The following is a 13,275-nucleotide window of genomic DNA, read 5'->3' as shown; positions in this document are numbered from 1 at the left end:
CGGGACGCACGACAACAGGCCCCCGCCGGCGTCACCTACTCACACCCTAGTTTGCCGGTCGCGCAACTGCAGGATCATCGGTGTGAAGATAAGCTGCATCGCCAGCCCCATCTTGCCGCCGGGCACGACGATCACATTCGGCCGCGACATGAACGAGTCGTGCAGCATCGTCAGCAAATACGGAAAATCGATGCCTTTCGGCTTCGAAAACCGGATCACGACGAAGCTCTCGTCGGGCTGCGGAATCTCCCGCGCGGTGAACGGATTCGACGTATCGACGGTCGGCACACGCTGAAAATTGACGTGCGTGCGGGAGAACTGCGGACAGATGTAATTCACGTAATCCGGCATGCGCCGCAGGATCGTATCGACGACGGCCTCATGCGAATAACCGCGCAGCGTCTGGTCGCGATGCAGCTTCTGGATCCACTCGAGATTGATGATCGGCACGACGCCGACGAGCAGATCCGCATGCTGTGCGATGTCGACCTTGCTGGTCACGGCCGCACCATGAAGCCCTTCGTAGAACATCATGTCCGTGTCCGGCGCAATGTCCTGCCACGGCGTGAACGTTCCCGGGTCCTGCTTGTAGACGATGGCGTCCGCATCGTCGTGCACGTACCGGCGGAACTGGCCGGTGCCCGACGCGCCATAGTTCGAGAACAGCTGCTCCAGCTCTTCGAGCAGATTCGCATCGGGGCCGAAATGGCTGAAGTTTCGGACGCCGTCCTGCTCGCTCCGCCGCAGCGCTTCGCGCATGCCGAGACGGTCATACCGATGGAACGCATCCCCTTCGATGATCTGCGCATTGATCTTCTCCCTGCGAAAAATGTGCGCGAAGCTTTTCATGACGGTGGTCGTGCCCGCGCCGCTCGATCCCGTCACCGCGACGATCGGATGTCTGATTGACATGCGTTGTCTCCTGTCCCATGCAGAGCTGTCGGCTGGAGTTGGTGCTTCAGCACTTACTCCAGCCCCATGCAGAGCTGTCGACGGGAGTTGGTGCGGAGCACTCACTCCCGTCCCATGCAAAGCCTCGATGGCAGTAGCAAGCGCTTCAGCTGTCGGCTGGAGTTAGCGCTTTAGCACTGCTACCGTCCTGTGCGGGCCACGCGTCAGACCGTCGCTTCCGAAAGGAACAACGAGCGCTCACGAAAAAGCGGCGACGCAAACGGCGCGTCGATGCCCAGATCGTGCTCCCGGTGATAGCGGCCAATGCGCGCTACTTCGTTCGCCGAGCCGAGTATCAGCGGCATGCGCTCGTGGAACGCGCGCGGCGCGGCATCGAGCACGCGCTCGCGTCCCGTCGTCGCCATGCCGCCCGCCTGCTCGACGAGAAAGCCGAGCGGGCTCGCATCGTAGACGGCGGAAAGCCGTGCGCGCATTGCGGAGCGCGTCCGGTAATCGCGCGGCATCAGGAAGAGGCCGCCGCGCATCAGGATGCGATGAACTTCCGGCACCAGCGCATCGCTCCAGTGCAGGCTGAAATCGCGCTCGCGGCACCCGGCGCGGCCCTCGCGACACTCGTGCACATAGCGGCGCACGGGCGGCTCCCAGAAGCGCTCGTTGGACGCATCGACGGCAAGCTCGGCCGTGTCGTCGGGAATGCGGATCGACGGATGCGTGAGCACGAACTCATCCGTCTCGCCATCGAGCGTGAAGCCGTGCGTGCCTTCGCCGAGCGTGAAGACGAGCATCGTCGCGGGGCCGTAGATCGTGTAGCCGGCCGCCACCTGTTCGCGGCCAGATTGAAGGAGCGCCGCGCCATAAGGCTCGCCATTGTGTTCGCCGTCGGATTCGACATACGCGCCGTCACGAAGCTCGCGGTTCGCCGCATCGCTGGCTGGCGACCGCACGTGCGTCACCGAAAAGATCGAACCTGCCGTGCCGTTGACGTCCGCGCTCCACGGGCAGTTGAGCGGATCGAATGCGAGCTGGTAGGCGGCGCTGCTCGCGTCGTTCGCGCTGCCGCTGCGCAAATCCGTTTCCAGCTTGCCGACCTGCTTGCGTCGACGCGCGGAGCGCGCGAGCACCGCGCCGCCCGCAACGGAATCGGCGTGCGCGCTCTCGCCGAGCGTGCCGCGCGCGAGCGCAGCCGCGATCGTCCTCACCGATGCGGCGACTTCATGCAGCACCGCCTGCAACGCGGTGGGCGGCCGCGTCGACATCGGATGCCCGGCATCGCCGCTCAGGAACCTCGTCAACGTAATGTTTGCGTGACACATGATGCTCTCCTGCGAAGTGGGTAACTCGGGTTCGGTGGCGTGGCTCGCCTCGTCACCGACAGATTCGGAGAACACGCTGCTCGCGCGGATATCGGCGGAGTCAGCAGCGTTAGCGCGGCGGGATCGGCGGGGTTGGCGCTCGCACCGCTGCCCAGCGTATCCGCGAACGGACGATGGGCCTCGCGCAGGCGCGCGCGGTGAGTGGGCGCGCATCCGGCGAGCCGCTGTGCGGCGATTTCGCGGATACGCGTCCTGCCAGGCGCGAGACCGCCCAGATCGCGGTCGATTTCGTCTGGCACGCCAGCGAGACCCGATTGGCGAAAGAGCACATGCAGATCGACTCGCGGCTGCGCGCCCGGCGCTTGCGCTTTCGTCGGCGCGTCGAGCCCGGTTTCGGGCTCCGCGTTGGAGTGCGCTTTGAGCTCCGCTTCGGGATTCGCATTGGGATTCGCTTTCGCGTCCGCTTTGTCGTCTTTAACGACGGCGTTCATGACGATGTCTCCCTGTCGACCACAGCCGGCATATCGACGGAAGTTGGCGCGTCGACCAGCGTTTGGCGCTTTGGCGCCTTACTCTTGTCCCGACTTACTTCCGTCTCATGCCTTGCTCGGGTCCCATGCAAGATGGTTGCCGTACGGCGTTTTTGTCTGGCGCGTCGTGGGGGACGCTGGCGCGGTGCGGCGTGCGCCGTCGTCGGCGAATAGCGCTGCGCGCCTTATGGGAAATGCTCGCGGGCATCGACGTCCGCGGGCCTTGGAGGTCAATGTAGGCGGCACACGGGATGAAGTGAATTCACGATTTTTTTCAGCAGGCTTAAGCGATCCGTTAAGACGCGTGCACATGACGCAAAATGCGTCCACAATGGAATATCGGCTCGTGGAACACTTTGCTGCGGTTCCGCTACAGAAAGGCGCGTAAGCTGGTTCGGGGCGCGTCGCACGGTACCATTTCCGGCAGTTTGGGTGTCTGGTACGACAGTTGCATCAGCAACATGGGCCGACGCGATCGGGTGTCCTGTAAGTCACGAGGGCGTCGGTCGCAAATGGGACCGCCGTTTCACTCGTAAAGGAGGACGACTATGCAATGGACTACCCCTGGCTACACCGATATGCGTTTCGGCTTTGAAGTCACGATGTATATCGCTACTAGATAGCCGGCCGGGGCCGGCTCGATTTTCGGGCCGGCCCTTTCGCTTTTTGAATTTCCTGTCTTGATGTCTGCGACGCTGTTTTGTTTTGCCCTTGGCGCGGGCATCTGAGATTTTGGTCTGCGACGGCTTTGGTTTTTTGCCTTGTTGCTGGCATCCGCGATGCGGTTTCGTGTCTGCGACGCTTTGGTTTTGGTTATTGTGGCTTGCCGCCGGCGTCCGCGATTGCGGTTTGGGTCTGCGACGCTTTGGTTTTTGGTTTTTATGGCTTGCCGCCGGCGTCCGCGATGCGCCTCGCGGCGCGGGCGTTGCCCCTGTGCGGGGCGGCACTCACTTTCTTTGCCGCCGCAAAGAAAGTAAGCAAAGAAAGCGGGCTCACACCGCCAGTGCTTGACACTTACCCACGGGCTCTCAGCATCCCCGTGTTTCTTGCGGCAGTGTGCTCGCTTGCATTCGTTGCCCACGCTCTGGCCAAACGCCTGACCCGCTTCATGCACACACGGCACAACGAAGGGCATCGAAAACTCAGCGCTGCATGTCGGTAGTGAACGAGGTTGCTGTGTCATAGACGGCAACGCCCGCATCTGAGCCGCCTCGCGTAGCGAAGGTGTCCTGTGCGGCGCGAATGCCTACACATAGTTTGCCGCAAAGGGGCTTGGGAATATTCGATGTCGCGCGCCGCAGTTCCGGTGCATGATGCAGGTGAGGCGTCAGATAAACGCGCTGGCAACGTGCATGAGATAGCACGCTGCCGCATGAAACACGGGGACGTTGAGGGCCCGTGGGTAATACAGAGCATTGGCGGTGTGAGCGGCTTTCTTTTGCCTACTTTTCTTTGCCGCTGCAAAGAAAAGTAGGTGCCGCCCCGCACAGGGGCAACGCCTGCGCCGCGAGGCGCATCGCGGATGCCGGCGGCAAGCCATACAGACCAGAGCAAAAAGCCATCGCAGACGAAAACCGCATCGCGTATGCCCGCGAAAGGCAAAGCAAGCAATCGCGGATGCCGGCAACAAACCAAAGACCAAAACAAAAAGCCGTCGCAGACACAAAACCCAAAAGGCAAACAGCGTCGCAGACACAGAAAACCCCACATCCATGATCCATGAAACAGTAATCACGACAGCGTCAAGCGACGGCCACCCCCACGTGGCGCCGATGGGCGTGCGCTTCGAGCATGGACTCGCGATCCTGGCCCCGTTCAAACCGTCGAAAACCCTCGACAACATCCTCGAAACCCAGGCCGCCGTCATCAACTTCACGACCGACGTGCGCATCTTCGCCGGCTGCGTGACGGGCGCACAGCGCGACTGGCCGACCCGCGCCGCGAGCCGCGTCGGCAGTGTGCGACTGCAGCAATCGCTCGCGCACACTGAGTTGCTGCTCGATCACATGACCGACGATCCGCAACGCCCCGTGCTGCACATGCGCTGCGTGCACAGCGAAATGCACGCGCCGTTCGGCGGCTTCAATCGCGCGCAGGCGGCCGTCGTCGAAGGCGCGATTCTGGTGAGCCGCCTGTTCATGCTGCCCGCCGACAAGGTCGACCGCGAAATGGCCTATCTGCAGATCGCCATCGACAAGACAGCCGGCCCCGATGAACTCGCCGCGTGGCAATGGATCACGGCCGCCGTCGAACGCTTTCGCGCAACAGGCACCGCGTCGGAGTCGGGGAAGAGCAGCGCGCCCGCATCGTCGCACGCAGGCACCACGTGATGCCGCCATCCGCGCATCGCCCACGCACTGCCCGCGCATCGCACATCCGGAGACTTCGATGACCGCATTGCTCGCCAGCGTTCGCTCGACGGAAGAAGCGCTCGACGCCGCCGCTGCCGGCGCCGATCTGATCGACCTGAAGGAGCCGCTCGACGGCGCGCTGGGCGGCGTGCGCCTCGACGATCTCTGGCGCATCGCGCATGCGCTGCGCGCGCGTTACCCGGTCAAGCCGATCAGCGCGACCATCGGCGACCTGCCGTCCGATGCGCTCGAGACGATCGCGGCGCGCGTCGCCGAAGTCGGCGATGCAGGCGTGGACTTCGTGAAAGTCGGCGTGATGCCGGGGCCGCATGCGCATGCGTGTCTGACGCACCTCGCCGGCCTGGATGCGACCGTGCTTCCCGTGCTGCTGTCCGACGACGGCATCGACGCGTCGCTCGTCGACCATGCGGCGACGCTCGGCTTCGAAGGCATCGTGTTCGATACGGCGGGCAAGACGGGCCGCACGCTCTTCGACTGCATCGACGGCGCGACGCTCGCGCGCTACGTTGCGACGATACGTGCGTCGGGCGCGATGGCGTGCATCGCGGGCTCGCTCGGCTGGCCACAACTCGATCAGATCCGCGCGATCGCACCCGACGTCGCCGGATTTCGCACGGCGCTTTGCGAAAACGGCCGCACATCGCGGCTCGATCCGCGCCGCGTCGCGCAATGGGCGGACGCGCTGCATCACGCCGCACCGAGCGCTGCCGCGTGATGTAATGCGTATGCGCACACACGCGCCGTGCGCCTTACCAGCGCAGCGCCGATACAGAACTCAAATACAGAACTCAAATACAGCGCTCGAAACCAGACGCTCAAGAACATTCACGCCGCCGACGCATTCAACAGCCGCTCGCGCACCAGCGCGACATCCGTCTTGCTGAACAACTCGACCTCGTAGTTCGCCTCCTTCACGTAGTGGACGAAGCTCGGATCGACCACGCCCTTCGACGCGAGCGTGACGAGCGGCACGCCTTCGCCGATCGGGCATGACTTCACGACCATCAGGCGCTCGGCGTTCAGCGTCGTCGACAGCCATGCGGCGAGGCTGTCGGACGTCGTGTCCCAGTTGGTCATCGAATCGGGCGTGACGCGCATCAGGCACACGGGCATCCACACGGCGACCTTGCCCTTGCGCAACGCGCGCCGGATCAGTTCTTCGTTCGTCGCGAGCACGAGATCGGGCAGGACGGCCTGCATGAGAAGCGCGTATTGCGTCATCGCGAGCAGACACATGTTGTGCGCGGCGAGATCATCGAACTGCCATTCCTGCTGATACGCCCGCACGCAGTCCGCAAAGTCCCCGCCGCCGGGCACGATCACGACGCGCCCGCCGCCGACTTCCCAAAGCTGCGTGAGCCAGTCACGCAGCGACGGGTCGTGACTCAGGCTTCCCCCGATCTTCACCACCCACATGTCCGTTACCTCGCTCTCGTTCGACTCCACGGCGGCGTTGTGCCGCGCTCCTTGCCTCCGCTGATGCCCCCTGCCTCACCCACGCTGATGCTTGTCGGCGCCTTGCTACGCGCCACCCGCCCGATGCCGCGAGTCCGCAAGTGGCCGCGCGTGTAGCGCATTGACACGTGCCGCATGCCGCGCAACGACATACGCCCGCAGAGACGTTCGCGCAGCGAGCGGCATGTCGCGCATGCCACATGCGCTCGCGGCAACACTCACGCAGCGCGCGTCGATGCTCGCCGCTCCTCGAGCCCGTTCGCCATCAGCAATCCGACGGCCACGCTCGGCGCGCACGTCGCGATCCATTCGGCAGCATGGTCGGGCGCGCTCGCCGCCGTGCGCGTCAGCGTGCCGAAGTCCACGTAATCAAGCGCATTCGCGCGCGCCAGCGACGCCGCCAGAAATCTCCCGCACCCCGCGCCGACGATGGGCGCCCCTTGCAACGACGGATGCGCTTCATACACCTGCGCGAAGCTCGCGCCGATCGCCTGCAACTGCGCGTCGCGCCATGCGTGCGCAAACTCGCGCCATTCGTGCTCGGGCGCATCGGCGGCATCGCGGCCGATCATCCGCGCGAGCCGCGCGCAACTCGCGGCGACCGTCTTCGGACCGTTGTCCGCGCTCGCGTGCTGGTCGTGCGGCGACCATAGCTCACCCGTCAGCCGGTAAACGTCGGCACTCGTCGCGAACCATTCGTTCATCACACCCGTCGTCTCGCCGCGAAACGCGATCCGATGCGCGATGCCGCACAGCGGCGTGCGCACGACGCCGTGATACGCGAGTTCGCCCGTCGTCAGGCGCGCCGCATCGTTGGCGCCGCGCGCCACGACGCGCCCCGCGACGACGGGCACGATATCCGTCGTCGTGCTGCCGATGTCGATCAGCACGCAGCTGCGCATGCGCGTCGCGATGTATTGCGCCGTCGCGAGCCAGTTCGCCGATGCCACAGCTCGCCATTGCGTGACGCTGTATGCGGCGTCGAGCCAACCCGAAGCGCCCGCAAAGAAGACCGTTGCGCTGCCGATGCGCGCGGCGAGCGCATCGACGATCGCGCGTACGCCGTGCTCGCGGTCCGCGAACAGGTCGACCATTTCGCCCGTCATCGTCACCGCGTGACGCGAGCACGCGTGAAGCGCATCGGGCCAGCGCGCCGCCACGGCGTCGATCGCGCGATGCAGATGTTCGAGCCCCTGCCACAGCGGACAGGCCCATTGCGCGATATCGGCGACGGCACCCGATGCATCGACGCGCGACACCTTCACGTGCGCGCCGCCGACATCCCAGCCGAAGATCGCGGGTTCGCGCGAAGCAGAGAGTGCGCTCATGTTCCCGTTCCGCAAGTGGAAAGCGCGTGATCGACAGCGGGACGCGCGCGGACATGCAGGCCGTGCGCCGCGAGCACGTCGGCGGCGAGATTGCGGCCCAGCCGCGCGGACTGACCCGCATACGCGACGGTCGCGCGCGGATTCACTTCGATGACGACAGGGCCGCGGCTCGGATGCCACACGACATCGATCCCGACGAACCCGCGCAGCCCCGGCAGCGCGGCCGCGACCCGTTGCGCGAGCGCATCGAGCGCACGGCCTTGCGCGCCGTGACGGTCAATGCAGCCGATGTCCACGCCTTCGAAGCCGACGACCTGCCCCGGATGCCCCGCGACGGCCGCAGCCACGCCGATGCGCTGCCGGTTGATGCTGACGAGCGTCGCACGCGACCCATCGCCACTACCGCGACCATCGCCACCATCGCGGCCATCGCAGATCAACGACAGGCTCAGCGGATCGCCGTCCACCCATTCCTGAAGCACCGTGTCGCGCCCTGCCGCGCAACGCGCCGCATATTCGGCGCGCGCGCCGTCCGCATCGTCGAACACATGCGTATCGAGACCGCCCGCGCCGTCGTCGGGCTTGACGACCCAGCGCCGCTGCGTGCGCGCGTCGATCTGCGCCGCTTCAAGCGCAGGCGTCACGGCGATGCCGCGCGACGCGAGGCGCTGCGCCGTCGCCCGCTTGCTCGACGCGAGCGCGATGGCTTCCGTCGTGCAGCCGATCCAGCGGCCGGGGCCGACGACATCGGCGAGATCGAGCATCAGGCCGTCGCACTCGGGCGCGACGATCCACGCATAGTCGTGTTCGCGCGCCGCTCTCGCGACGAATTCGAGCATCGTTTCGCCGGGTTTCGCGCGACAATGCGCGACGCCTTCGTCGACGGTTTCGAAGCGCGAGCTGGCGAAGCTCACCTGCACGCCGTCGAGCTGCCGCAGATCGCCGACAATCGCATCGCGCATCACGCGGCCTTCGACGACCAGCGCGCTCAGGTCCGCGAGACTGCTGTTGTCCGCGAACTGCCGGTCGATGCCGCCGCCGGTGAGATACTCATAAACCCAGAGTTTCATCAAGGAACGTCTCCGCATGCAGGTGATTCCGGTACTCGATCTGCTCGACGCTCACGCGGTGCGCGCGATACGCGGCGACCGCGCAAACTATCGGCCCATCCAGTCTTCCCTCTGCGCGACGAGCGAACCGCTCGCCGTCGCTCGCGCGCTGCTCGCCGCGAGCCGCGCGCATGTGCTGTACGTCGCCGACCTGGGCGCGATCATGTCGCGCGATGCCGACCCATCGACGCTCGCCACGCTTGCCGCGAGCCTCGCCGATCCACGCCAGCACGACCCGCAAAGCGCGCCGCTCGAAATCTGGCTCGACGCCGGCTACGCCGACTTCCCGTCGATGCTCGACCACTTCGCGCGCATCGCTTCCGCCATCGGCTCCACGTTCGAGCGCAAGGCGATTGCGCGCATCGTGCCCGTGTTCGGCTCCGAATCGCTGCGCTCGCCCGATGCGTTGCGCGAAGCCGAAGCGGCCGGCTATGCGCCCATCCTGTCGCTCGATCATCGCAGCGGCCAGCTGATCGCGGCGCCGGGCATCGCCGATACGCTGCGTTCGCCTTCGACATGGCCTTCACGCGTGATCGTGATGACGCTCGATCAGGTCGGCGCCGATGCAGGCCCGGACCTCGATACGTTCGGCGCGATCCGCGCGCAAGCTGACCAGCAAGACGAGTTGCACCAGCGGGGCCAGCGCACGCTGATCGGCGCGGGCGGCATCCGTCATCGCGACGATCTCGATGCAGCGGCACGCAGCGGCGCCGATGCATGGCTGATCGCGTCGGCGCTTCATGACGGCAGGCTCATCGACACACTTCCAACTCGCGCACAGTGAACGCGGACGCTTCGGCGTGAACCGCGAAACAATATCCATGCCACACGGACTGCGTTGCAGCAACGGCGCGCGTCGCCTGCACATTGCGCGCCGTGGTGTCCCGAAGTGACACACTGTTGCAGCGCGGAGCACATACTGTGCTGCGCGCGCCGAGCCGCGCGCAACGAGGGACTGCTTCATTCGCTGAACGTGCGCGCTCGCGTTCGACGGTTCGATGCGTTGCGCCAAAAAGCGTGGGACGCGTGACCCATCGGTAAGCACCGCAATAGCGCGCAATGACGCGCACGCACGCGTTGCGCCGTGCGAGCCGCCCCTCATGCGTGCACGATGCGGCCTCGTTGAAATCGGCACGGACCTTGCTGAACGGCTCCTCATGCACGAGTCCAACTCTCACGTCACGAATGCCAATGCGGCGTCGCCCGCCGATGGGCCATTGCCGTTCACCGCGGCGACGACCGACTGGACCTGCCCGTTCTGCCCGCTGCTGTGCGACGACATCGAGGTCCATCCGGGCAACGACGGGACGCTCGCCGCGCCCTTCACCGATTGCCCGCGCCTCGCGCACGCACTGACGCGCTACGACGCAAGCGACAACGTATGCTCGCCTTCGATCGACGGCACGCCCGCATCGCTCGATGCCGCGCTCGACGAAGCCGTCACCGTGCTCGCCCGATCGCGCCGCCCGCTGTTCGGCTGCGCAACGGACATCGCGGGAGCGCGCGCGCTATACGCACTCGCGGCCGGCTGCGGCGCCATCGTCGATTCGCTGCAAGGCGACGCGATGACGGCCGCCACGCTCGCATTGCAGGATCGCGGCGCGTTCTTCACGACGCTCTCGGAAGTGCGCTCGCGTGCGGACCTGCTGGTCGCAGTCGGCTGCGAGCCGTCCGCGCAGCATCCGCGCTTCTACGAACGCATCGCGAGCGGCACGGCGATGCAGCGCGAGATCCGCTTCGTCGGCTGCGAGGTCGATCCCGTCGCGAGCCGCCTCGACGACGCGCGCGCCGGTTCGATGCTTTCCGCCGCATCGCTGCACGACGTGCTCACGCTGTGGTCGGCGATTGCCGAAGGCCGCAAGCCCGAAGCGCTCGAAGACGGCACAGGCATCGCGACCGAGCTTGCGTCGCTGATGGCGCGGATACACGAGGCGCGCTACACGGCATTCGTGATCGAGCCCGCCGCTTTGCCGCAACCGCATGCGGCGCTGCTGATCGAAGCGCTGCACCGTATCGTCAAGGCGATCAACAGGACGAGCCGCGCGGGCGTGCTGACGCTCGGCGGCGCGGACGGCGCATTGAGTGTCAATCAGGCGGTCACATGGCTGTCGGGCTTTCCGTTGCGCACGCGCGTGTCGAAGCCCGACCGGTTGCCGGGCACGCCGCCGCTCGATCACGATCCGTATCGCTATCGGATGTCACGCCTGCTTGCAGCGGGCGAAGTGGACGCGCTGTTGTGGATCGCGAGCTTCGAGCCGCATGCGCTGCCCGCCGAACTGCGCGACGACGTGCCCGTCGTCGTGCTCGGCGCGCCCACGCTCGCATCGTCGATCGCGCCGCGCGGCGCGAAGACCGTGTTCATTCCCGTCGCGACGCCGGGCATCGACAGCGACGGACATCTGTTTCGCGTCGATGCGTCCGTCGTCGTGCCGCTGCATCCCGCGCGCAACATTGCGCTGCCCAGCGTCGCGACGATCGCGGCGCATCTCGCCGACGACCTCGCCGCGCGCGCCGCGCTGACGCGGAGGCCGTCATGAGCATCGCGCGACTGCGGGGCGGCCGCCTCTACGATCCCGCGAACGGCATCGACGGCGAAGTGCGCGACCTGTATATCCGCGAAGGCCGCATCGTCGCGCCGCCCGCCGATGGCGCCGTCGACGTGGACTACGACGCACAAGGCATGATCGTGATGGCGGGCGGCATCGATCTGCATTCGCACATCGGCGGCGGCAAGACGAACCTGTCGCGATTGCTGCTGCCCGAGGATCATCGCGACGACGCGCCGCGCGACGCCGCGTATGAAGCGGTGCAGGACGAACGGGGCCGCTATCTGCGCATGCCGTCGTGCGGCGTCTGCACGCCGGGCACGCTCGCCACCGGCTATCGCTATGCGGAGATGGGCTACACGGCCGCGTTCGAGCCCGCGATGATCGCGTCGAATGCGCGCCACGCGCATCTGGAAATGGGCGACACGCCGATCATCGATCACGGCGCTTACGTGATGCTCGGCAACGACGAGCTGTTCCTGCAGATGCTCGCCGCGAAGGACGACTTCGAGCGCCTGCGCGATTACGTCGGCTGGACGATGCACGCGAGCCGCGCGCTCGGCGTGAAGGTGGTCAATCCCGGCGGCATTTCGGCGTTCAAGTTCAACCAGCGCTCGCTCGATGTCGACGAGGCGCATGCGCACTACGGCATCACGCCACGCGACGTATTGCGCACGCTGACGCGCGCGCTGACGGAACTGCGCGTGCCGCATCCGTTGCACGTGCATGCGAGCAACCTCGGCGTGCCGGGCAACATCGATTCGACGATCGCGACGATGGATGCCGCCGACGGTCTGCCCATCCATCTGACGCACATCCAGTTCCACAGCTACGGCACGGAAGGTCCGCGCAAGTTTTCGTCGGGCGCACGCGCGATCGCGGAAGCTGCCAACGCGCGACCCAACGTGTCGATCGACGTCGGCCAGATCATTTTCGGGCAGACGGTCACGGCATCCGGCGATACGATGATGCAGTTCAAGAACGCACCGATCGCGCGGCCGCACAAGTGGATCGTCGGCGATATCGAATGCGATGCCGGTTGCGGCGTGGTGCCGTTCCGCTATCGCGAGCAAAGCTATGTGAACGCGCTGCAATGGATCATCGGGCTGGAGATTTTCCTGCTGATGAACGACCCGTGGCGCGTGTCGATGACGACCGATCATCCGAACGGCGGCCCGTTCACGAGCTATCCGCATCTGATTCGCCTGCTGATGGACAAGCCGTTCCGCGACGCGCAGCTGGATCGGCTGCATCCCGAAGCGAAAGTCGCGAGCGCGCTACAGGAATTGAAGCGCGAGTACTCGCTGTACGAGATCGCGATCGTCACGCGCGCGGGCCCTGCGCGACTGCTCGGCCTGAAAGACCGCGGCCATCTCGGGCCGGGCGCCGCCGCCGATATCGCCGTCTATCGCGACGACGCCGACCGCGAGCGGATGTTCACGTCGCCCGCGTATGTGTTCAAGGACGGCCAGCTGGTCGCGCGCGACGGCAATCTCGTATCGACGCCGACGGGCGGCATCCACTTCGTCTCCCCCGATTTCGACAGGAGCATCGAAACGACGCTGCGCCAGTACAGCGAAGCGAATCTGGCCACCAATTTCGCCCATGCCGCGATCAGCGACGACGAAATCTGCGCGTGCTGCCGTGGCGGACGGCTGTTGCCCGTCGCGTGTTTCGCGCGGGCGTGAGCGTAAGACCGGGCACAACGCG

At 65.9% G+C, this 13,275-nt stretch carries 12 protein-coding genes; 6 read left to right on the top strand and 6 right to left on the bottom strand.

What is annotated here, in order from left to right; genetic code table 11:
• Positions 1–39 precede the first annotated feature (39 nt).
• The 3 genes from BMW76_RS25920 to BMW76_RS42015 form a co-directional block, all read right to left on the bottom strand.
• A complete protein-coding gene (locus BMW76_RS25920) occupies positions 40–912 on the bottom strand; it encodes a phosphoribulokinase (protein WP_090870386.1) in 873 nt (290 codons plus the stop codon).
• Positions 913–1,115: 203 nt separating this feature from the next.
• On the bottom strand, positions 1,116–2,225 hold the full coding sequence (locus BMW76_RS25915) for a class 1 fructose-bisphosphatase (protein WP_090870500.1): 1,110 nt from the start codon (positions 2,223–2,225) through the stop codon (positions 1,116–1,118).
• Positions 2,201–2,716 carry a hypothetical protein gene (locus BMW76_RS42015; RefSeq protein WP_245763392.1) on the bottom strand — a complete coding sequence of 172 codons (516 nt, stop codon included), beginning with the start codon at positions 2,714–2,716 and terminating at the stop codon, positions 2,201–2,203. The genes BMW76_RS25915 and BMW76_RS42015 overlap by 25 nt, the downstream gene beginning before the upstream one ends.
• 587 nt (positions 2,717–3,303) lie before the next feature.
• On the opposite strand from BMW76_RS42015, the gene pqqA reads away from it, so the two are divergent.
• From pqqA to BMW76_RS25900, 3 genes are all read left to right on the top strand, one after another.
• Positions 3,304–3,378 (top strand): pyrroloquinoline quinone precursor peptide PqqA, encoded by a 75-nt coding sequence (gene pqqA / locus BMW76_RS42610; protein ID WP_082426903.1) that lies wholly within the window; start codon positions 3,304–3,306, stop codon positions 3,376–3,378.
• Positions 3,379–4,467: 1,089 nt separating this feature from the next.
• Complete coding sequence (locus BMW76_RS25905) at positions 4,468–5,085, top strand: DUF447 domain-containing protein (protein ID WP_090870384.1); 618 nt, start codon at positions 4,468–4,470, stop codon at positions 5,083–5,085.
• Positions 5,086–5,143: 58 nt separating this feature from the next.
• Positions 5,144–5,842, top strand: a complete 699-nt coding sequence (locus BMW76_RS25900; RefSeq protein WP_090870382.1) for a (5-formylfuran-3-yl)methyl phosphate synthase — start codon at positions 5,144–5,146, stop codon at positions 5,840–5,842.
• 110 nt (positions 5,843–5,952) lie between these two features.
• Here the strand turns inward: BMW76_RS25900 and BMW76_RS25895 are convergent, their stop codons facing one another.
• From BMW76_RS25895 to BMW76_RS25885, 3 genes are all read right to left on the bottom strand, one after another.
• Complete coding sequence (locus BMW76_RS25895) at positions 5,953–6,543, bottom strand: amino acid kinase family protein (RefSeq protein WP_090870380.1); 591 nt, start codon at positions 6,541–6,543, stop codon at positions 5,953–5,955.
• Between the two features lie 257 nt (positions 6,544–6,800).
• Positions 6,801–7,910: a hydantoinase/oxoprolinase family protein gene (locus BMW76_RS25890; RefSeq protein ID WP_090870378.1), complete on the bottom strand. Its 1,110-nt coding sequence runs from the start codon at positions 7,908–7,910 to the stop codon at positions 6,801–6,803.
• The gene (locus tag BMW76_RS25885; protein ID WP_090870375.1) at positions 7,907–8,980 is read right to left on the bottom strand and encodes an ATP-grasp domain-containing protein; all 1,074 of its coding nucleotides are present in this window, start codon (positions 8,978–8,980) and stop codon (positions 7,907–7,909) included. Before BMW76_RS25885 ends, BMW76_RS25890 begins: the two co-directional genes overlap by 4 nt.
• A gap of 16 nt (positions 8,981–8,996) precedes the next feature.
• On the opposite strand from BMW76_RS25885, the gene BMW76_RS25880 reads away from it, so the two are divergent.
• From BMW76_RS25880 to BMW76_RS25865, 3 genes are all read left to right on the top strand, one after another.
• Positions 8,997–9,803, top strand: a complete 807-nt coding sequence (locus tag BMW76_RS25880; RefSeq protein ID WP_090870373.1) for a HisA/HisF-related TIM barrel protein — start codon at positions 8,997–8,999, stop codon at positions 9,801–9,803.
• 373 nt (positions 9,804–10,176) lie between these two features.
• Positions 10,177–11,556, top strand: a complete 1,380-nt coding sequence (locus BMW76_RS25870) for a molybdopterin-binding domain-containing protein (RefSeq protein ID WP_143062328.1) — start codon at positions 10,177–10,179, stop codon at positions 11,554–11,556.
• Positions 11,553–13,253, top strand: a complete 1,701-nt coding sequence (locus BMW76_RS25865) for a formylmethanofuran dehydrogenase subunit A (RefSeq protein ID WP_090870369.1) — start codon at positions 11,553–11,555, stop codon at positions 13,251–13,253. Before BMW76_RS25870 ends, BMW76_RS25865 begins: the two co-directional genes overlap by 4 nt.
• Positions 13,254–13,275: the final 22 nt, after the last annotated feature.

This window comes from Paraburkholderia diazotrophica, from assembly GCF_900108945.1.
Classification (GTDB): Bacteria; Pseudomonadota; Gammaproteobacteria; order Burkholderiales; family Burkholderiaceae; genus Paraburkholderia; species Paraburkholderia diazotrophica.
Note: the sequence above shows the minus strand (reverse complement) of the source record. Positions and strands in the feature narration are given on the sequence as shown.